This is a genomic window from Celeribacter marinus (genome assembly GCF_001308265.1).
Classification (GTDB): Bacteria; Pseudomonadota; Alphaproteobacteria; order Rhodobacterales; family Rhodobacteraceae; genus Celeribacter; species Celeribacter marinus.
The window spans coordinates 2076008-2096798 of the sequence record NZ_CP012023.1 but is presented as its reverse complement, the minus strand read 5'-3'; the positions used below and the strand labels follow the sequence as shown (position 1 = coordinate 2096798).

Below are 20791 nucleotides of genomic sequence, written 5' to 3'. Positions count from 1 at the left end.
TGTGACTTTGATACGACAAGTCGCTGATGTGATATAGATTTAGGCCGCGCAAGGGAGACTTTGCGCGGCCTTTTTCGTGGGCGGCGCGACTAGAGGCGGTTAGCCGTGAGGATGAGCGCAAAGAAAAGCCCCGCCAAAGCGGGGCCGTTTCAAATCGTAGATTGTTGACGCGCCTTAATCGACAAAGGCTTTTTCAACCACATATTCCTTAGGCTCGGAATTGGCGCCCTCGCGTAGGCCAAAGCCGTCGAGAATGACCATAATGTCTTTGTTGAACGCGAGGTTGCCGCACACCATGCCACGGTCGGTTTCGGGGTTGATCGGTGCAATTCCGAGATCCTCGAAGACCTTGCCCGACGACAGGTTATCCGTCACGCGGCCCATGTGGTGGAACTCTTCGCGCGTGGTGGTCGGGTAATAGCGCAGCTTGCCCTGTTCGATCTCGGACAGCATTTCGTCGGATTTGATGAACTCCACCAACTGACGCCCGTATTCCAGTTCAGAGACCTGACGACAGGTGTGCATCAAGATTACTTCATCAAACTTTTCAAACACTTCCGGTTCGCGCATCAGAGAGGCAAAGGGCGCGATGCCCGTGCCAGTGGCAAACATCCACAACCGTTTTCCGGGCAAAAGCGCATCCACAACCAACGTGCCGACAGGTTTGGGGCGCAAGATGATCTCATCGCCCACTCCGATATGCTGCAAACGCGAGGTGAGCGGGCCGTCCTGTACCTTGATCGAATAGAATTCGAGGTGCTCCTCCCATGACGGAGAGGCGATGGAGTAGGCGCGCAGCAGTGGCTTTTGCTTGCCGGTCGTCGGGTTCACATCACCCATCAGGCCGATCATCACAAACTCGCCCGAGCGAAAGCGCAACGTCTGTGGGCGCTCCACCTTGAACGAGAACAGGCGATCATCCCAATGCGTGACCTCCAAAACTTTGGCGGCGTCAGGCAGGGTGGGGACGGGTTTTGTTTTTACTTCGGTCACTTGGCTCTGCTCGGTCATTTTCGGTTGGGCACTTTCTAAATGCGTATGTCGAATGTAGCTTTGATCCAGATCAGTCTGGCTCACCGCAAGGTGGCGCACGCGGTCGATGTGGCGTTCTTTTCGCTGCTTATGCGCGTTTGCGCAAGCGGCTCTGGTAATCGTTGGCGGTCCAATCCGCGCGAAACACCCATTGCTGTGCGGGTTGGCGGGCGGCCAGATCGGGAGAGATTTCGACCTCGTCAAACCCTGCGCGGCGCGCCATGGCGTATTGATCGGCGATCACATGCCCCTCAGCGCGCAACCGTCCCGTGTAGCCCGCAAGGCGCAACATGCGCGCCAATGTGAACCCGCGCCCGTCAGAAAAGGACGTAAAGGCAACGCGAATGCCCTCGGTGTTGCCGTATTGGCTGAGCGTTTCGGGGTCGGTGTCGGCGGGCATATCGATCCAGATGCCGTCAAAGTCGTCTGTGGTAAATCCGGTGTCTTGGACGATCACGCTCATTGCGGTGTCTCCCGTGTCTTGTGTGTTGGGTGTCTGCGCCTCGGTGACGATCGCTGCGGGCAGGGGGCCACGCACCATTTTGCCGTCCACGAAATGGATGCCGCACTCTTCTTTTTGACTGCCGCGCCAGCGCCCCGCACGGGGATCTTCGCCCGCTTTGACGGGAGAGGTGCACGGCGCGCAGCCGATGGATGGATAGCCCTTGGCCACGAGCGGGTGACGCGCCAAGCGGTTGTTGATCATATAATCTTGTACATCCGCAGGGGCCCAATGCGCCAACGGATTGATTTTAATGCGTGTATCAAGCTCGTTTTCAAAGAAATCGAGGTTCTGACGTGTGCTGCCCTGAAACCGTTTGCGCCCTGAAATCCATGCGTCAAACTCCGAAATCGCGGTTTGCAGCGGCACGGTTTTGCGCAGATCACAGCAGCTATCTGTATCGCTTTGGTGCAGCAGTCCATCGGGGTCATGGGCGGCAATTTTGGTCGGATTGGGCCGAATGCGGCGCACATCGCGCAGATCGAGCGTCTTCACAATCTCAAGTTGATACTCGATCGTCTCGGGGAACAGCATCTCAGTGTCGATAAAGACCACGGGCGTGTCGGGTTTCATCACCGAAATCATGTGCAACAACACAACACTTTCGGCACCAAAGGAGGACACAAGGGCGATGCGCCCCAATTCCGCATCGCGCAACGCCAGCTCAAGCACCGAGGTGGCCGAGTGGTTGCGATAGCGGTCATTGAGCCGCGCAACACGGTCGTCGACCGTGCCGAACTCTGCGCGTAACTGGTCTGCCTCATGCGGCATGTGCACTATCCTCTTTGGGGGGATAGAGCGCCGCTTTGAACGGACCCATTCCAAGGCGGCGGTAGGTCGCGAGGAACGTCTCATCCGCGTGATCGCGCACCTCAAGATAGGCGGCAATCAACCGCTCGATCGCAGGCACGATTTCGTCATAGGCAAAGCCCGGTCCGGTCCGCTCTCCGATCACAGTCGTCTCGGTGCCGTCACCGCCAAGCGTGATCTGGTAGTTTTCCACACCCGCACGGTCGAGGCCCAAAATGCCGATGTGACCGACATGGTGGTGACCACAGGCGTTGATGCAGCCCGAGATTTTGATCTTGAGCGCGCCAATGTCGTGCTCCAGTTTCAGCTCGTCAAACCGTGTGGCGATGCCTTGGGCCACGGGAATGGCGCGCGCGGTCGCCAGTGCGCAATAGTCCATACCGGGGCAGGCAATGATGTCGGAGATGAGGCCGATATTCGCGGTGGCGAGATCAACCGCCTTTAGAGCGGCATGAAGCGCCGGAAGGTTCGATTTGTGTACGTGGGGCAAGATGACGTTTTGCTCGTGCGAGATGCGCAATTCGTCGTGACCCCAATCGCGTGCCGCCTGTGCAAGCACACGCATTTGCGCCGATGTGGCGTCCCCTGGTGTTTTGCCGTGGGCCTTTGTGGAGACAGTCACAATGGCGTATCCGTCATCTTTGTGGGCGGCGAGATTGGTGTCGGCCCACGCGCGGAACATACGGTCGTTTTCATAGGCGCGGGTGTAGGCGTCCACGGGCTTGTTCGCAAAGACGGGCGGTGCAAAGAAATGTTCGATTTGTGCAAGTGCGTCGAGGGCGCTTTCGTCAAAATCCGGACGGATGAGTGCAAAGCGTTCCTCGACACGTGCCGCGATATCGTCGATCCCGTGCTCGTGTACCGTGATCTTGATCCGCGCCTTATATTTGTTGTCGCGTCGACCCAAGAGGTTCCACACGGATACAACCGCCTCAAGATAGGGCAGAAGGTCGCCAAAGGAGATGAAGTCTTTTAGCACTTTACCGATCATCGGCGTGCGCCCCAAACCGCCACCGACGATCACTTGGGCACCAAGCTCACCGTTGTGGCGTTTGAGGACCAGCCCGATGTCATGAGCGCGTACCACGGCGCGGTCGGCCTCGGCACCCGTCACGGCCACCTTGAATTTGCGCGGCAGGAACTGAAACTCGGGGTGATCGGTCGACCACTGACGGATCAACTCGGCCACGGGGCGCGGATCGGCGATCTCATCGGCGGCAGCCCCCGCGAAATGGTCGGCCGTCACGTTGCGGATGGTGTTTCCACTGGTCTGGATCGCGTGCATTTCCACGTCCGCGAGCGCGTCCAGCATATCGGGCACATCCGGCAATTTTGGCCAGTTGAATTGGATGTTCTGACGGGTGGTGAAATGCCCGTACCCCTTGTCCCATGTGTCGGCGATATAGGCCAATTGGTCCATTTGATCGGGGTTGAGCGTGCCATAGGGGATCGCTACGCGTAGCATATAGGCGTGCAATTGCAGGTATAGACCGTTCATCAGACGCAGGGGGCGAAACTCCTCTTCGGTCAGGGAGCCGTCAACACGCCGCTCAACCTGGCCGCGAAACTGCGCACAGCGCGCGCGGACGAATGCGGCGTCAAAGTCGTTATACTTATACATGGTCTGCTCCTGTCACCTGTTTGCCGTGGGCGTAGTTGGACGGTCCTGTGCGGCGGAAGTCTTCGCGAAAATGCGTAGGCTCGGGGCCATTTGCGCCACTGATCGCATCGGCCAGATAGGCCCCAACCTGCATCCCGTCTTTGGCCGCGCGCGCCAATGCGGCCTCGGCTGTTTCGGCGTCCTCAAAAAGGGCCGCGTCGTTGAGCGCACGCACCCACGCGCCACTGGCGTCGAGATAGATGACATCGCCATCCAGAAGGGCGTTGGCGGTGACGACTTTGGGCGTAAAAGGACGGGCCATGAGGGTTTTCCACTTGCGATTTCTGATCCTCAATTTAGAACATTGTTCTACAAATTGCACAGGTGTCCGAGCAAATAAGGGTGTTTGTTCCAGAGCCATCGATGCGCTAGGCTCGTGTTCCGCCAAAAGGGAGAAAACCGAAATGAGTGTCCAACTTGATGAGATGGATCGGAAAATCTTGCGGGAGCTGCAACATGATGCAAGCCAGTCTTTGGACGAAATCGCCAAGATTGTGGGCTCGTCAAAGACGCCGGTATGGAATCGTATTCGCAAAATGCGTGAGAACGGGGTGATCGGCAAAGAGACGGTTATTCTGGATGCCGAGAGCCTCGGCCTTGAGGCGTGTTTCTTTGTTTTGGTGCGCACGAACGCTCATGAGGCGGGGTGGCAGGAGAAGTTTTTACAGGTGCTAAAGGCGCGCCCAGAGGTTTTGGAAGCGCACCGTTTGGCCGGAGAAATCGACTATATTCTCAAGGTCCGTGTGACCAATGCCAAAGCCTATGACGCGTTTTATCAGGCCCTGATTGAGGAGGTCACGATCTATAATGTGACGGCTCTCCTCTCGATGGAAGAGATCAAATACACGACCGAGTTGCCCCTTTAACGCCTGTCGCGGAACACAAAAACAGGGCGCGGTGACCGATGGTCCCGCGCCCTGTTGTCTGTCTGATGTTCGCGTAGAGGAGACTAGCGGTTTCCGGTCTTTGTAAAGCGTCCCGCATCTGCGGCCGCCATTCTCAAGGCATTGGATTTGTTGACAGTTTCCTCGAACTCAAGCTGTGGGTCGCTGTCATAGACCACGCCGCCGCCCGCCTGAATATAGAGCTTTTCGTCTTTGATCACACCGGTGCGCAACGCGATGCACATGTCCATGTCGCCACCCGCGGAAAAGTATCCCACGCCGCCGCCATAGACGCCGCGCTTTTCGGGTTCCAACTCGTCAATGATTTCCATCGCACGCACTTTGGGCGCGCCTGACACGGTGCCTGCGGGCAATCCCGCGAGCAGTGCCGACAGCGCATCATGGTCATCGGACAGCTCACCCACCACGTTGGAGACGATGTGCATGACGTGGGAATAACGTTCGATGATGAATTCCTCAGTCGGGCGCACCGTGCCGATTTTGGACACTTTGCCCGTGTCGTTGCGCCCCAGATCGAGCAGCATCAGGTGCTCGGCCAATTCCTTTTGATCCGACAGAAGATCGTCCTCGAGGGCTTTGTCCTCGGCGGGGGTGGCGCCGCGTTTGCGGGTGCCTGCGATCGGGCGGATGGTCACCTCGCCGTCGAACACACGCACGAGAATTTCGGGGGAGGCACCGACGATCTGATAGCCGCCGAAGTTGAAAAAGAACATGAACGGCGAGGGGTTGGTGCGGCGCAAAGAGCGATAAAGCGCAAAGGGCGGCAACGGAAACTCTTGTGTCCAGCGCTGTGCGGGCACGACTTGAAAGATGTCCCCTGCGGTGATGTACTCTTTCGCCTTTTCAACGGCTTGCAGGTAACCCTCATGAGTGAAATTGGACTGGGGCGGCGGCGCGCTCCACTCTTGGCCCAAATCATGGCTGACCTCAACGGGGGCGCGTTCGAGATCGCGTAGCGCGTCCATCACCCGTTCGGCGGCTTGGGCATAGGCGGCTTTGGCGGACTGACCGGAGCCTGTCCATGCGGGCGATACGATCATCACCTCGCCTTTGACGCCGTCCAAAACGGCCACCACGGACGGGCGCATCAACACCGCATCGGGTAGGCCGATCGGGTCGGGGTTCACGTCAGGCAGGTGTTCGACAAGACGGATCATATCGTAGCCAAGATAGCCAAAAAGACCCGCACAGGACGCCGGAAGTTCTGGCGGCAGATCAATCTTGCTCTCGTCGATCAGGGCGCGAATGGCCGTGAGCGGATCCGCCTCTTGGGCCACAAATCCGTCCGCATCAAAGCGCGCATTGCGATTGATGGACGACAGCGTGCCCTCACTTTTCCACACCAGATCGGGTTTCATCCCGATGATGGAATAGCGTCCACGCACCTCGCCACCTGTCACAGATTCGAGAATGAAACTGTCGGTGCGCGCGCCCGCGAGTTTGAGCATGATCGACACGGGGGTGTCGAGATCAGCGGCCACTTTGGCGTAGACGACTTGGTTTTCGCCCGCCTCATACGCGGCTTCAAACTCGGAAAAGGACGGGATCAACGTGGCCATCGGTTCGACTTTCTATAGACGGTGGAACGCCTTAGGGCATTTGGGCGTGCACGGCGTTGATTGCCGCTTGGTTCACGGTGACGCCATCCCGCACACGCATGGCGTTTGCAAAGGCGGCGATCACGTCTTGGGCGGCACCCTGTGCGGCTTGCTCGGCGTAGCTTGCGGCAATCTCGTCCATCTCGGTGTTGGCATCGGGCGGCTGCACGGCGTCCACTCTTGCGATCACAACGCGGTCTGCGCCTGTGATCACAGTTGTCGCCCCGAGCGCCAGACCCGGTGCGAACACAGCGTCAATGAACCCTTGTGGCATTGTGGAGATGAAATCGCGGCGCGTGATATCTGCAAAGGTCTCGACAGGTAGGCCAAGCGCGTCCATTGCGGTGCCTGCGGCCACTTCGGTCTGGATATCGATTGCGCGGGCGTTCAATAGGCGCGCAGTCTCGCTTGCAGTCCAATCTGCGGCCACTTGGTCGCGCACCTCATCCAAAGGGCGCACGGCGGCGGGGTTGATTGCATTGAGACGCAGGGCAAAGATGCCACCATCGGACAGTTCAATAATCTCGGGGAAATCACCGACTTGGGCGGCCTGAACGGTTGTGACAAAGGTCGCGTAGGAGGCAAGCCCATCCTCGGATGCGGTGGACCAGTCGATTTGGCCCAACTCCATCGCCGTCTCTGCGGTCAATTCCTCAAGTGTGGCCCCAGAGGCCAACAGGTCATCGAGGGTTTCAACCAGATCACCAATCTCGCGGCGTGCGGCATCCGTTGCCATCTCTTTGGCCAGATCGTCGCGCGCATCCTCGAATGCGATTTCAGAGGCCTCAAGCACGCCGTTTACGCGAAACAATGCAGGTCCAAGGTCGGACATCACAGGACCGACAAGGCCAAGCTCCTGAGCGCCAAATACCGCATCGGCAGCTGCGCCAATGTCACTTGGTGCAACGTCACCCAAATCGATATCGGCAAGGGACAGACCGCGTGCGGTCACTTCGTCGTCGAATGTGGTCTCGCCCGCCGCAATACGGTCGGCTGCGGCCTGTGCATCGGCATCACTGCCATACACCAGACGCTCCACGAGGCGGCGTTCGGGTTGAATGTAGGCGGCAATATTATCGTCGTAGATTTGGCGTAGGCTGGCTTCGTCCAGCTCAACAGTGTCGGAAATCATGGTCGGGGACAGCCACGCATAGGTCACATCGCGTGTCTCGGGTGCGGTGTAGGCGGCGGGGTTTTCCTCATACTGCGCGGTGATTTGCGCGTCTGTGGCTTGTTCTACTTGTGTGTCGAGGTCCACGGAGGTCAGGCTTGCAACGCTAACGGTGCGCCGCTCTCCAAGCCAGTCTACGATCACTTTGGCGTAGGCGTCTGGCATCACAACGCCAGTGGCCAATGCCCCCTGAAGCAAGGCCCGCGCGGTATCACTGCGCAGGGATGCTTCGAATTCGTTCGTGGTCTGACCAAGGCGCTCAATGGCGAATTTATAGGTGTCGGCGTCGAATGTCCCGTCAACACCTTGGAAGGCGGAAATGCTCATCAGCGTGCGGCGCACTTCGTCGTCGCCCACGGATACGCCAAGGCGCGCCAATTCACCGTCGAGGGCGGCGCGTGTCAAAAGACCGTCGAGCACTTGGTTGGTGACGCCGAGCTGCGTGGCTTGGGCGACCGTGATTTGTTGTCCGGTCTGTTGCTCAAGGGCGCTCAATTCGTTTTGCAAAGCACGGGCGTAGACATTGAGGTCGACCTCTTGGTCGCCGACCGCGCCAACACTGCGGACTGTGCCGCCGAAATTGGTGGCTCCAAATCCGCCAAGACCCAAGATCAACAGGCCTACAATGCCCATTGCGATTACTTTTCCGCCGCTGCCTTTACCGCTCGCCATGTTCTTGGTCTCTCCTTAACTGTGGCGAAATGTCTAGGCGGTTCGTGGCGGACCCGCAAGCCAGATTGGCGCGGATCATGGATCAATCTGTTGCAAACGCTCTAAAAGGTCCGTGATCGCGTCACAGTCGAGATTGGCAAAGGCAATGCGCAGCTCGCGCGCGCCGCGCGGATCCCCCGCAGGGGTAAAGAATGTGGCAGGCAAGACCAGCACGCCCGCATGATCGACGAGCCACGGCGCAAGCGCACTTGACGCCATATCGAACGGGTGGGCGACATAGGCGAAAAAACCGCCGGTGCCCAAGAGCGTCCAGCCCTTTGCGGCAAGCGGTGCGAACCCGTCCTCAAGCGCACGGCGGCGTTTCAGGATTTCGTCGCGCTCACCCGCAAGCCAGTCGCCTAAGTTTTGCATCCCCCAAAGGGCCGCGCGTTGGCCAAGCTGGTTGGGGCAAATGGTGACGGTATCGAGGTATTTTTCGACCTGTAATAGCCGCTCGGGCGAGGCAGTGAGGGCGCCAACGCGGTGCCCCGTGAGGCGGTAGGCTTTTGAAAACGAATAGATTTGCACCAATGTGTCGCGCCAGTCGGGTTGGCGCAGCAAGATATGCGGCGCGCCTTCGCGGGCGTCAAAATCACGGTAGGTCTCGTCGACCACGAGGTCAATCCCGTGTGTGCGCGCCAAAACGTAGAATTTTGTCAGCAACTCGGATGGGTATTCAACGCCTGCGGGGTTGTTGGGCGTGACGAGGACAATGGCGCGGGTGCGCGGTGTGATGAGGCTTGCCGCTTGTTCCAGATCGGGCAGCATATCCGCGCCTGTGGGCAGGGGCACGGCGGTGACGCCCGCCATATCGCACCACATTTTATGGTTGAAATACCAAGGGGTTGGAAGGATGACCTCATCACCGCTGGCCGCCAGTGTCGACATCACGGCGGTAAAGGCCTCGTTCGCGCCTGATGTGATGGCGATATCTGCGGCGTTGACCTGTGCGTGATAGGTGGTGCTGACCTGTCGGGCGAGTTCGGCGCGCAGAGCGTCGAGGCCCAAAACGGCGCCGTACAGGTGCACCTCGTCATCTTCGACCGCGAGACGCGCGATTTCTTGGCGCAACGCCAACGGGGGCGGGGCCATTGGTGCGGCTTGGGACACGTTGAGCAAGGGGCGATCTGGCGCAAAGGTTTTGCCCGCAACCCATGACTGGGCCTCGACAATTGGAGAGCGGGAGGTGCGTGCCATCGGGGTGGCAAGAGGCAGGGGCGTTGTGGTGGCCATTGGGGGCTCCTAAGCGTCAAATCATCCGTTGATTTATACTTAGGCAGCGGGCGGCGGACTGACAATGGCCGCGCACACAAAGCGGGGCATTCAACGCAAAACGCCCTCGCACAGGGGCGAAGGCGTTGAGATTACGGGCTATTTTTGCGCGTGAACCGGAACGTTTTACGTTTCGGGTTTCCCCGTTCGACCTAGCGCGCGGGCTTTAGTCTTTGCCGCGATAGGGCTGCACGTATTGCAGGGCCATATCCCAGGGGAAAAAGATCCATGTGTCTTGGCTGACTTCGGTGACAAAGGTGTCGACCTGTGGGCGGCCTTGGGGTTTGGCGTAGACCGTGGCGAAATGGGCGTTGGGGTAGAGTTTGCGGCACAGCTCAAGGGTTTTGCCGCTGTCCACCAGATCATCAATGATCAAGATGCCTGTGCCGTCTCCCATCATGTCGGCGTCGGGCGCTTTGAGCACCGTGGCCTCGGAGCGGTCTTGGTGGTCGTAGGATTTGACCGAGATCGTATCAACCGTGCGCACGTCCAACTCGCGGGCGATGATCATCGCGGGGGCCATACCGCCACGGGTGATGGCCACGATTGCGCGCCATGCGCCATCATCGGGGCCTTTGCCATCAAGGCGCCACGCCAATGCGCGGCTGTCACGGTGGATTTGGTCCCAAGAGACGTGAAAGCCTTTTTCATGCGGCAAAAGCGGATCGGTCATGTGAGGTTCTTTCTAGAGATGAGCATTAGGTCGTAGCGATTTTTAGTCCAAAAGCGGCAATCATGCCACCCAAGATACGGTCGGTCCAAAGTTTAGCGCGCCCGTAAGCCGTGCGGGCCTTTTTGCGCGAAAAAACAACCGCGACAAACACATACCACATGGTTTCGTTAACAAAGACGAAAAATAGCAGCGCGGCAAGAACGGGAAGGGGCGTGCCTTGCGGGATCAGACCTGCAAAAACCGCACCAAAAAAGATGGCGGGTTTGGGATTGGCGAGCTGTGTGAACAGGCCTAGGCGAACGGCGTTGCCCAAGGACCGCGGCGTGGCCAAGGTGGCCACATCGGGCAGAGGGTCGCGGGCGTGACGGATGGTTTTATATCCGATCCATGCCAAAAACAGCCCCCCCGCCACTTTGAACGCCACATAGGCGCGTGGCACCACTTCAAACATCAAGGCCAGTCCAAACATCGCCGCCATGGCCCAGATCACCGCACCAAGGCCAAAGGCGACCGCAAGCCCGCCTGCGGGGCGAAACCCTTCGGAGGCTGCGGTGCGCACGGACACCACAAACGAAGGGCCGGGTGACATAGCGGCAACGAAATGCAGGGCGAGAATGGACAAAAAGATGGTCAGCGTCATAAGGCGGCCTGTCTCAAATGAACTCCGAGGGCCGCGTTGCAAAACGGGCCCTCGGGGATGATACTCTAAAGGTGGCGTGCCATTAGCCCTTTGTGATGTCGGGCGCGTCGACGGCTTTCATGCCGACAACATGGTAGCCCGCATCAACGTGGTGCGTCTCGCCCGTGACACCCGATGACAGATCGGACAAGAGGTAGAGCGCGGAGCCGCCCACATCGTCGATTGTCACATTGCGGCGCAGTGGCGAGTTGTATTCGTTCCACTTCATAATATAGCGGAAATCACCAATGCCCGACGCGGCGAGTGTTTTGATCGGACCGGCGGAGATGGAGTTGACGCGGATACCGTCCTTGCCCAGATCCTCGGCGAGGTAGCGCACGGAAGCCTCAAGGGCCGCTTTGGCCACGCCCATGACATTGTAATGCGGCATAATGCGTTCGGCACCATAATACGTCATGGTGATCATCGAGCCGCCATCCGTCATCAGCTTGGCGGCGCGTTGTGCCACGGCGGTAAAGGAATAGACGGAGATATCCATCGTCATGTTGAAGTTGTCGCGGCTGGTGTCGACATAGCGGCCACGCAGTTCAGCCTTGTCGGAGAACCCGATGGCGTGGACGATAAAGTCGATCTTGCCCCAACGCGCCTCGATATCGGCAAAGAGCGCATCGACGGATGCCCCGTCTGTTACGTCACATGGCACGACGAAATCGGAGCCAAGTTGCGCGGCCAATGGGTCTACGCGTTTCTTGAGTTGCTCGCCTTGGTAGGAAAAGCAAAGCTCCGCACCGTGTTCCGCCAGAGCCTTTGCAATGCCCCAAGCGATTGATTTGTCGTTGGCGAGGCCCATAATGAGGCCACGTTTGCCTTCCATAAGTTTTGTCATGGTCGGTCCTTTATCCGTATTTACCTGTTGTATCAGGCTTTAGGCGGTTTGAACGCATCTCGCAAGGTTTTGCCCGTGTGCGCGCAAACTTAGCGCGACTTGTCGTGTGGGGTGGAGTGCACTAATTGGGAGGGAGATGGCCAAGGAGGGCAGGGTGATGGACAAACGCAAAGGTATTTTCGCAGGCGACGATCCGTTCGAGATTGCGCGGGCGTGGCTCAAAGAGGCCGAAGGCAGCGAGATCAACGATCCCAATGCGATTGCACTGTCGACGGTTGATCCGGACGGTCTGCCCAATGCCCGTATGGTGTTGCTCAAAGAGATCGCGGATGACGCCTTTGTCTTTTTTACCAATTATGAGAGCCAAAAGGGCACCGAGATCGAGGCCAGCGGCAAAGCGGCCTTTGTGATGCACTGGAAAAGCCTTCAGCGGCAGGTGCGGGTGCGTGGCATTGTCGAGCGTGAAAGCGATGAGGGGTCGGATGCCTATTATAACTCGCGCGCTCTTGGCAGTCGTATCGGGGCATGGGCGTCCACACAGTCGCGCCCGCTGGCCTCAAAGGCCGCATTGATGGAAGCCGTTGCCAAAGAAGGCCTTAAACGCGGCCTAAATCCAAAGCGGCCCGAGTTTTGGGGCGGATACCGAATCCTCCCCGTTGAAATCGAGTTTTGGGCGGCGGGCGAGTTTCGTCTGCATGACCGCTTTCGCTGGCGCAGAGACACTTTAGATGCTGCGTGGTGCATCGAACGATTAAACCCATAATCATTGGTATTTCATCACACATCTAACGCGGCAGGGTGACGCTACGTGACCCCTCTACCTGTTCTAAAAGACAGGTTTGCGTGGCTTGCATCGTGCGCCAATCTGTCTCAATTCTGATCTCGGGATGAGAGGGGACTTGTTGTGAGTGCCCATATGAATGGAGGGAGCGGTAGCGCTCCTATGTGTATATATGACAGATGTTGATGAAGACCTGAGCGTGATTTCAGGTCATGTGAAGTGGTTTGACCCGGTTAGAGGGTTCGGATTTGTGGTGTCAGACGAAGGTGGATCTGACATTTTGCTCCATGCCAATGTGTTGCGCAATTTTGGACAAAGCTCGGTCGCCGATATGGCAAAGATCACGCTTTCGGTTCAAAAGACCGACCGTGGTGTGCAGGCCGTCGAAGTGATTGAGATTACGCCTCCTGATTTGGGTGAGGGTCTGATCCTTGAGGATCTGGAGCCGATTGATGGCGAGACGGAAAATCTTCCGTTGGAGCCGGCACGCGTGAAATGGTTCGACAAGACCAAAGGGTTCGGATTTGCCAACGCGTTCGGGCGCGCCGAAGATATCTTTGTGCACGTTGAGGTCTTGCGCCGCTCCGGTCTGGCTGATTTGATGCCCGGCGAAGCGGTTGGACTGCGCGTCATCGAAGGCCGACGTGGCCGTATGGCCGCACAGGTCACCGCATGGGATGTGGCGATGAAAGATGGCGTGGCGATCCAATATGATGAAGACATCCACGAAATCGACGAGTGATTTCATTCGCAATTGGGTGATTGCAGGGGCTGCGCTGTGCGTGGGGGGCTTTTATGCGTCTCATGCACAAGCGCAGCCTTGTGCGTTTGATCAGGCGGTTGTGTCGGGCGACTTTGGCACCGTGCGATTTGCGGTTGAGGTTGCCGATGATGCGGGCGAGCGCGCCCAAGGGTTGATGCACCGCGAACAGATGCCGCGCTTTTCAGGGATGCTGTTTGTTTATGAGCGTCCCGGGCGTGCGGCGTTCTGGATGAAAAACACCCTTATTCCTTTGGACATGTTGTTTGTGGACGAGCGCGGCGTTGTTACGCGTATCCATGAGAATGCCGTGCCGTTGGATTTAACCGCGATCGAGGGTGGGGATGCGGTGTTTGCCGTTCTTGAGATTAACGGTGGACTGGCGGCGCAGCTTGGGTTGCAAGCGGGCGATACGCTGCGCCATCCTGCCTTTGGGCCGGACGCCGCCGCCCCCTGTGATCCGTGATCGCACTTTAGGCCGTTATTATGGCGCAAATTGCGGTGTTTGCACCTGTGCTGTGCCGGACAAACGATGCTCAAAGCCTTGTAAATCTACATTGTGCGCCGTGCGAATTGATCGCTAGTGCGGATAAACAAAAAAACCCGCAAAAAGGGCTTTTCATTGGCGCGAACAGGCTATAGGAAACGCGCACGGTCGGGGCGTGGCGCAGCCTGGTAGCGCACCTGTTTTGGGTACAGGGGGTCGGAAGTTCGAATCTTCTCGCCCCGACCACATCTACTTACATCTCTCGCATATCGCGATGACCACTTTGCGGTGGTTGACTGCCTCGGGCGGTCGCGATGTTTGCGGTTGGCGTCTCTCCTCCCTTTGATCTTTCGAACACGCCGATCTGTGAGAGGCGGCTCGTGCTTTTGCGCGCACACGCTTAAATTGATTCGAGGCCGTGTGATGCGCTGTGTGAGGTGTCCAAGGTGTCGACTCACAAACCCCAAAGTGACTTTTCCCCCTGTATAGTTGAGGTTAGGGCGCATTGTTGAGGGGCGCGCACAGGATTTGACCACTACATGTGGTGTTTGGTCGCTTTTCGAGCAGGTGCCGCCATGGCGCGCAAATTATTCCATACACGGGATTTTAGGGTTATCCACATTGCCTTGTGTAACGTTTCAAATGCACCTGCGAAGTGGTCAGAAACAAAGGCAAAAATCGAATGCGCCAACCTATCCGAATCGGCATGTCCTGTGGGTAAAATCGGTCAACTCAAAAACGGCTAACAAAACGTGAAATTTCCGTTGACCGAGGGCGTAAAAACGCTGCACATTGTGCGGGCCGAGTGGTTGGCTACTACATATAGTATTAACCGCGGTGAGGGACACGGGGCCGTCGAGGCCGATACTAAGACGCGCACAGATCTGCGCAGGGTAAGGTTTTAACGCCATTCCCCGCACAAGCAGGCCAGCACGTGATGGTATTGGAGCACAGGACAGACCTGCACATATAGTGATGATACGGAATCAATCGCCTCCAGTCAGGCGCCGCGTTGATTTTGCGTATTTTCGCTTTTCCCTCCCGCGCCGCATACTAGATGTAGATTTCAGGTCCGCTAGGACGGCAAGTGTTTAGTGACGATACGCATGAGAGCGACAGGGCAGAAAAATGAAAATAGATCGTAATTTCACCACGGCAGGCAAAGACGCATACGCGAGCATCGCGTTCAGCATGACGACCTCGGAGATCCGCAATCCCGATGGCACCATCGTCTTTAAACTCGACAACTGCGAAGTGCCCGAAACGTGGAGCCAAGTGGCCTCTGACGTGATCGCACAGAAGTATTTCCGCAAAGCAGGTGTTCCTGCGGCGACCAAAAAGGTGAAAGAGAAGGGCGTTCCTGCCTTCCTTCAGCGCTCCGTTCCCGACGAAGATGCGCTTGCCAAATTGCCCGAAGATCAGCGTTTCGTTGGTGAAACCTCCGCCAAACAAGTGTTCAACCGTCTCGCAGGCGCATGGGCCTACTGGGGTTGGAAGGGTGGCTATTTCACCTCCGAGGACGATGCGCGCGCCTACTATGACGAGATGCGGTTCATGCTCGCCCGTCAAATGGCCGCACCGAACTCGCCACAGTGGTTCAACACCGGCCTGCATTGGTCCTACGGCATCGATGGTCCTGGCCAAGGTCACTACTACGTCGACTTTGAAACCAAAGAATTGACCCGCTCGACCTCTGCCTATGAGCATCCACAGCCGCACGCCTGTTTCATTCAATCCGTAGCCGACGATCTCGTCGGCGATGGCGGCATCATGGACCTTTGGGTGCGTGAGGCGCGTTTGTTCAAATACGGCTCCGGCACAGGCACCAACTTCTCATCCTTGCGCGGCTCGAACGAGGCGCTGTCGGGTGGCGGTAAATCCTCCGGCCTGATGGGCTTCCTCAAAATCGGTGACCGCGCTGCGGGCGCGATCAAGTCGGGCGGCACCACACGCCGTGCGGCCAAAATGGTCATCTGCGACATGGATCACCCCGATGTCGAAGAGTTCATCAACTGGAAAGTGATCGAAGAGCAAAAAGTGGCGTCCATCGTCGCGGGCTCCAAAATGCACGAACGTCAACTCAACGCGATCTTTGATGCCATCGGCACATGGGACGGCAAAGAGGCGGACGCGTTTGATCCGGCCAAAAACACCGCCCTCAAAGGCGCGATCAAATCGGCCAAACAGGTCGCGATCCCCGAGACATACGTCAAGCGCGTGTTGGATTACGCAAAACAGGGCTATTCCTCGATCGAGTTCCCGACTTATGACACCGATTGGGACAGCGAGGCTTACGCGTCTGTGTCCGGCCAGAACTCCAACAACTCTGTGCGCGTCACCGATGCGTTCCTCAAAGCCGTCAAAGACGATAGCGATTGGGAATTGATCCGCCGCACCGATGGGAAAGTCGCCAAAACCGTCAAAGCCCGCGATCTGTGGCAGGACGTTGGCCACGCCGCATGGGCCTGTGCCGATCCGGGTATCCAGTTCCACGACACCGTCAACGCATGGCACACCTGCCCCGAAGACGGGCAGATCCGTGGCTCCAACCCGTGCTCCGAGTACATGTTCCTCGACGACACGGCCTGTAACCTTGCCTCTATGAACCTGCTGACCTTCCTCAAGGGCGGCGTGTTTGATGCAGACGAATACATGCATGCGACACGTCTATGGACACTGACGCTTGAAATCTCCGTGATGATGGCGCAATTCCCGTCCAAAGAGATCGCGCAGCGCTCGTTTGACTTCCGCACGCTGGGTCTGGGCTATGCCAACATCGGCGGCTTGCTGATGAACCTCGGCTTTAGCTACGACAGTGCCGAGGGCCGCGCTTTGACAGGGGCGTTGACCGCGATCATGACCGGTGTCTCCTATGCCACGTCCGCCGAGATTGCCGGTGAATTGGGCGCATTCGACAAGTTCGAAAAGAACCGCGAGCACATGCTGCGCGTCATTCGCAACCACCGCAATGCGGCCTACGGTAAAACAACGGGCTATGAGGGTCTCGACGTCAAACCTGTTGCCCTTGATCACGCCAATTGCCCCGATGCGAAACTGGTCGATCTGGCCAAAACCGCTTGGGATGATGCGCTAGAGCTGGGTGAAAAGAACGGCTACCGCAACGCACAGGTCTCTGTGATTGCGCCAACCGGCACCATCGGTCTGGTGATGGATTGCGACACCACAGGGATCGAGCCGGATTTCGCACTCGTGAAATTCAAAAAACTCGCGGGTGGCGGTTACTTCAAAATTATCAACCGCTCTGTACCGGCGGCTCTTGAAAAGCAGGGCTATTCCAGCGCTGAAGTCGAAGAGATCGTCGCCTACGCAGTGGGCCACGGCTCCATCGGCAACGCGCCAGGGATCAACCACACATCTTTGATCGGTCACGGCTTTGGTCAGGCACAGATTGAAAAGATTGAGGCCGCTTTGCCCTCCGCCTTTGATATCCGCTTTGTGTTCAACCAGTGGACGCTTGGCGAAGAGTTCTGCACAGGCACCCTTGGTATCCCTGCGGAAAAACTCAACGATCCGTCATTTGACTTGCTGCGCTCGCTTGGCTTCACCAAGAAAGACATCGAGTTGGCCAACGACCACGTGTGTGGCACAATGACCCTAGAGGGCGCGCCGCACCTTAAGAAAGAGCACTATTCGATCTTTGATTGTGCGAATGCTTGCGGCAAAAAAGGTACGCGGTATCTGTCGGTTGAAAGCCACATCACCATGATGGCTGCGGCGCAGTCGTTCTTGTCTGGTGCGATTTCCAAGACGGTGAACATGCCCAACAACGCGACAATCGACGACTGTCTGGCGGCGTATGAGCTGTCTTGGTCGCTCGGTGTTAAAGCCAACGCATTGTACCGTGATGGCTCCAAATTGAGCCAGCCGCTCGCCACCGCTCTCATTGAGGATGACGAAGAGGCCGAGGAAATTCTCGCCAACGGGTCAACCCACGAGAAAGCAACGGTTCTTGCCGAGAAGATCATCGAAAAGGTCATCATCAAAGAGGTCGCACGCGGCCGTGAAAAGATGCCGGATCGTCGCAAGGGCTACACTCAAAAAGCCAACGTTGGTGGACACAAAGTCTACCTGCGCACCGGCGAATACGAGGGTGGCGCGCTTGGCGAGATCTTCATCGACATGCACAAAGAGGGTGCGGGGTTCCGCGCGATGATGAACAACTTCGCGATCGCGGTCTCTGTCGGCCTTCAGTACGGCGTGCCGCTTGAGGAATTCGTTGATGCGTTCACGTTCACCAAGTTCGAACCTGCGGGCATGGTGCAAGGCAACGACAGCATCAAGAACGCCACGTCGATCCTCGACTACATCTTCCGTGAATTGGCTGTGTCTTATCTGGACCGCACCGATCTGGCGCATGTTAAACCGATGGGTCATGCGTTCGACGATCTGGGACGCGGTGAAAACGAGGGCAAGTCCAACGTGTCGCAACCGTCCGAGGCGGCCTCGGCCAAATCGATCGAAGTGCTCAAGCAGATTTCCTCAACGGGCTACCTGCGCAAGCGTCTTCCACAAGAGTTGGTTGTGCTTCAGGGCGGTGCGGGCGCCATGGCGTTTAGCAATGCAGCCGATGCACAAGCGGCGCTTCAGACCTTGGTGCCTGAGGTGACAGCCTCCGCTGCGGCCTCGGTGTCCTCTGGCACGGCAATGTCTACTGGCACCGTGTCGATGGACGCGCGGGTCAAGGCAAAGATGCAAGGCTACGAGGGTGATCCATGTGGCGAGTGTGGCAACTACACGCTCGTGCGCAACGGCACCTGCATGAAGTGCAACACATGTGGCGGCACCTCTGGCTGTAGCTAAGATTTAGGACGGAACAGACGATGGAATTGATTTTCGATATTGCGGGTCAGGATTGTGTGGCCGACCGTGTGCAAATGCGCGGCAACACGATCATGGCGGATTTTTCGAGTGAGGCGGCGGGGCCATTGGCTGCGGCGTTTGACGAGAGCCGCACCATCGTCCTTCGCGGTATGCCAAGCCTCGATGTGACCTATTCGGTGCAGACCTATTGCACCGACGCGGGCCATGGGTGTTCGGCCGTTTTCTCAGTCAACAGCTCCGCAGGGCGCGTGTTGCACTAAGCCAAGCAATGTCCCCTGACCGCGCATATGTGGGCGGGGGACGGTTCTCACGAACACGGTTCTGGAGCGGATGCGTTCGCTCTCGACGTGGATCAGGCCGCAGGCAATAAAATTACCGGGCGGTATCAATCATGAGCCTGATCAGCGAACCTTAGGGAGCCTTTCTAGGCTCCCTTTTTTAATGGGCGCGCGCCATTTATGTGAGGGTGACCCCGCGCGGCGATGCGTGGTGATCCATGCTCTTGGGCGCGGCTTGGGGGTGCCCCTTTCTTTTGTGGGGTGCGGGGGCGACATCGGGCGGATTGGACTTGCAAGAGGGGGGGCGACCCCCTAGAACGGCCAGTGATTTATTAGGACGGCCCTCGGGCGGTCTGAGTGAGACGTAATTAGACTTAAGAAGGACGCCAACATGCAGGTCACCGAGACCCTCAACGAAGGTCTGAAGCGCGGCTATCAGATCACCATCCCCGCATCCGAGCTTGACGCAAAAGTGCTCGCCAAACTCAAAGAAGCGCAGCCCGAGATCGAGATGAAGGGCTTTCGCAAAGGCAAAGTTCCTATGGCGATGCTCAAAAAGCAGCACGGCCCCCGTGTTCTTGGCGATGCGATGCAGGAAACTGTCGATGGTGCAATGACCGCGCATTTCGAGAAAACAGGTGACAAACCTGCCATGCAGCCAAACGTGGTCATGGAAGGTGGCGAAGAGTGGAAAGAGGGCGACGATGTTGTTGTCAACATGTCCTACGAAGCTTTGCCCGCGATCCCTGACGCCGACCTGTCCGGTGTGAAGATTGAGAAACTCGTCGTGAAAGCGTCTGACGCTGAAGTTGACGATGCTTTGAAAAACCTCGCAGAAACGGCGCAGAATTTCGAAGAGAAAAAAGGCAAATCCGAAGACGGCGATCAGGTTGTGATCGACTTCCTTGGCAAAGTTGACGGCGAAGCATTTGACGGCGGTGCCGCCGAAGATTACCCGCTGGTTCTCGGATCCAACTCGTTCATCCCCGGCTTTGAAGAGCAGCTTGTGGGCGTGAAGGCCGGCGACGAAAAGAACGTCGAAGTGTCCTTCCCCGAAGAGTATGGTGCCGCCAACCTCGCGGGCAAAGCCGCTGTGTTCGAATGCAAAATCAAATCGGTAAACGCGGCTGTTGCGGCTGAAATCGATGACGAGCTTGCTAAAAAGTTCGGCTCCGAAGATCTTGCGACCCTCAAAGGTCAGATCACCGAGCGTCTTGAAAACGAATACGCCGGTGCATCGCGCGCTGTCATGAAGCGTGGTCTGTTGGATCAACTCGACGCTATCGTGTCGTTTGACTTGCCGCCCTCGCTCGTTGAGGCAGAAGCCAAGCAGATCGCGCACCAGTTGTGGCACGAAGAGAACCCAGAGGTTCAAGGCCACGATCACCCTGAGATCGAGACCACAGACGAGCACAACTCACTGGCCGAGCGCCGCGTGCGTTTGGGCCTGTTGCTCGCTGACATCGGTCAAAAGCAAGAGATCCAGATCACCGACGCTGAGTTCACACAAGCTGTGATGAACCAAGCGCGCCAGTATCCGGGCCAAGAGCGCGAGTTCTTTGAATTCGTTCAGCAAAACCAACAGATGCGTCAGCAGCTTCAAGCGCCGTTGTTTGAAGACAAAGTTGTCGACTGGATTGCTGAAAACGCTGATCTGACAGAAAAAGAAGTCTCGAAAGAAGACCTCGAAAAAGCCGTCGAAGCCCTCGACGACGAATAAGGCGCGAGTCGCGCCGGGCTTGCCGGTGCGTTTCTCGAACCGATGACTTAGAAAGGCCGCTCC

17 protein-coding genes, 1 tRNA gene and 1 pseudogene are annotated in these 20791 nt (G+C 57.5%); 8 read left to right on the top strand and 11 right to left on the bottom strand.

From position 1 onward, the window contains the following. Nucleotides 1-174: 174 nt before the first annotated feature. The 5 genes and pseudogenes from IMCC12053_RS10525 to IMCC12053_RS10510 form a co-directional block, all read right to left on the bottom strand. Entirely contained in the window at nucleotides 175-1011 is an 837-nt protein-coding gene (locus IMCC12053_RS10525) for a ferredoxin--NADP reductase (protein ID WP_062218833.1), read from the bottom strand. A gap of 109 nt (nucleotides 1012-1120) precedes the next feature. Next, nucleotides 1121-1432 (bottom strand): DUF934 domain-containing protein, encoded by a 312-nt coding sequence (locus IMCC12053_RS16025; protein WP_236852602.1) that lies wholly within the window; start codon nucleotides 1430-1432, stop codon nucleotides 1121-1123. A 123-nt stretch (nucleotides 1433-1555) separates the two neighbouring features. Beyond that, nucleotides 1556-2305 (bottom strand): annotated as a pseudogene (locus tag IMCC12053_RS16020) (phosphoadenylyl-sulfate reductase); the annotation flags it as partial. Continuing rightward, the gene (locus IMCC12053_RS10515) at nucleotides 2295-3965 is read right to left on the bottom strand and encodes a nitrite/sulfite reductase (protein ID WP_062218832.1); all 1671 of its coding nucleotides are present in this window, start codon (nucleotides 3963-3965) and stop codon (nucleotides 2295-2297) included. The pseudogene IMCC12053_RS16020 and the gene IMCC12053_RS10515, both read right to left, overlap by 11 nt. Continuing rightward, nucleotides 3958-4266 carry a DUF2849 domain-containing protein gene (locus IMCC12053_RS10510; protein WP_062218831.1) on the bottom strand — a complete coding sequence of 103 codons (309 nt, stop codon included), beginning with the start codon at nucleotides 4264-4266 and terminating at the stop codon, nucleotides 3958-3960. The genes IMCC12053_RS10515 and IMCC12053_RS10510 overlap by 8 nt, the downstream gene beginning before the upstream one ends. 142 nt (nucleotides 4267-4408) lie before the next feature. Here IMCC12053_RS10510 and IMCC12053_RS10505 point away from each other — a divergent pair, with 142 nt between their 5' ends. After that, the gene (locus IMCC12053_RS10505) at nucleotides 4409-4870 is read left to right on the top strand and encodes an Lrp/AsnC family transcriptional regulator (RefSeq protein WP_062218830.1); all 462 of its coding nucleotides are present in this window, start codon (nucleotides 4409-4411) and stop codon (nucleotides 4868-4870) included. Nucleotides 4871-4953: 83 nt separating this feature from the next. On the opposite strand, the gene trpE is transcribed toward IMCC12053_RS10505, so the two are convergent. The 6 genes from trpE to fabI all read right to left on the bottom strand — a co-directional run bounded on the left by trpE (nucleotide 4954) and on the right by fabI (nucleotide 11860). Continuing rightward, on the bottom strand, nucleotides 4954-6468 hold the full coding sequence (gene trpE / locus IMCC12053_RS10500) for an anthranilate synthase component I (protein WP_062218829.1): 1515 nt from the start codon (nucleotides 6466-6468) through the stop codon (nucleotides 4954-4956). 31 nt (nucleotides 6469-6499) lie between these two features. Next, nucleotides 6500-8350 carry a SurA N-terminal domain-containing protein gene (locus IMCC12053_RS10495; protein WP_062218827.1) on the bottom strand — a complete coding sequence of 617 codons (1851 nt, stop codon included), beginning with the start codon at nucleotides 8348-8350 and terminating at the stop codon, nucleotides 6500-6502. Nucleotides 8351-8425: 75 nt separating this feature from the next. After that, nucleotides 8426-9622: an aminotransferase gene (locus IMCC12053_RS10490; protein WP_062218825.1), complete on the bottom strand. Its 1197-nt coding sequence runs from the start codon at nucleotides 9620-9622 to the stop codon at nucleotides 8426-8428. Between the two features lie 205 nt (nucleotides 9623-9827). Next, nucleotides 9828-10334: a xanthine phosphoribosyltransferase gene (gene gpt / locus IMCC12053_RS10485; protein ID WP_062218823.1), complete on the bottom strand. Its 507-nt coding sequence runs from the start codon at nucleotides 10332-10334 to the stop codon at nucleotides 9828-9830. A 25-nt stretch (nucleotides 10335-10359) separates the two neighbouring features. Then, complete coding sequence (locus IMCC12053_RS10480; protein ID WP_062218821.1) at nucleotides 10360-10974, bottom strand: LysE family translocator; 615 nt, start codon at nucleotides 10972-10974, stop codon at nucleotides 10360-10362. Between the two features lie 82 nt (nucleotides 10975-11056). After that, nucleotides 11057-11860: an enoyl-ACP reductase FabI gene (gene fabI, locus IMCC12053_RS10475; RefSeq protein WP_062218819.1), complete on the bottom strand. Its 804-nt coding sequence runs from the start codon at nucleotides 11858-11860 to the stop codon at nucleotides 11057-11059. A gap of 157 nt (nucleotides 11861-12017) precedes the next feature. On the opposite strand from fabI, the gene pdxH reads away from it, so the two are divergent. The 7 genes from pdxH (at nucleotide 12018) to tig (ending at nucleotide 20728) form a co-directional block, all read left to right on the top strand. Further along, nucleotides 12018-12623: a pyridoxamine 5'-phosphate oxidase gene (gene pdxH, locus IMCC12053_RS10470; RefSeq protein ID WP_062218817.1), complete on the top strand. Its 606-nt coding sequence runs from the start codon at nucleotides 12018-12020 to the stop codon at nucleotides 12621-12623. A gap of 190 nt (nucleotides 12624-12813) precedes the next feature. Next, on the top strand, nucleotides 12814-13383 hold the full coding sequence (locus IMCC12053_RS10465) for a cold-shock protein (RefSeq protein ID WP_062218815.1): 570 nt from the start codon (nucleotides 12814-12816) through the stop codon (nucleotides 13381-13383). After that, nucleotides 13355-13867 carry a DUF192 domain-containing protein gene (locus tag IMCC12053_RS10460; RefSeq protein WP_082389138.1) on the top strand — a complete coding sequence of 171 codons (513 nt, stop codon included), beginning with the start codon at nucleotides 13355-13357 and terminating at the stop codon, nucleotides 13865-13867. The genes IMCC12053_RS10465 and IMCC12053_RS10460 overlap by 29 nt, the downstream gene beginning before the upstream one ends. Nucleotides 13868-14057: 190 nt before the next feature. Next, nucleotides 14058-14134, top strand: a tRNA-Pro gene (locus IMCC12053_RS10455). A gap of 882 nt (nucleotides 14135-15016) precedes the next feature. After that, nucleotides 15017-18709, top strand: coding sequence for a vitamin B12-dependent ribonucleotide reductase (locus IMCC12053_RS10445; RefSeq protein ID WP_062218810.1), 3693 nt, complete (start codon nucleotides 15017-15019; stop codon nucleotides 18707-18709). Nucleotides 18710-18729: 20 nt separating this feature from the next. Continuing rightward, nucleotides 18730-18990, top strand: coding sequence for a hypothetical protein (locus IMCC12053_RS10440; protein ID WP_062218808.1), 261 nt, complete (start codon nucleotides 18730-18732; stop codon nucleotides 18988-18990). 409 nt (nucleotides 18991-19399) lie between these two features. After that, entirely contained in the window at nucleotides 19400-20728 is a 1329-nt protein-coding gene (gene tig / locus IMCC12053_RS10435) for a trigger factor (RefSeq protein WP_062218806.1), read from the top strand. Nucleotides 20729-20791: the final 63 nt, after the last annotated feature.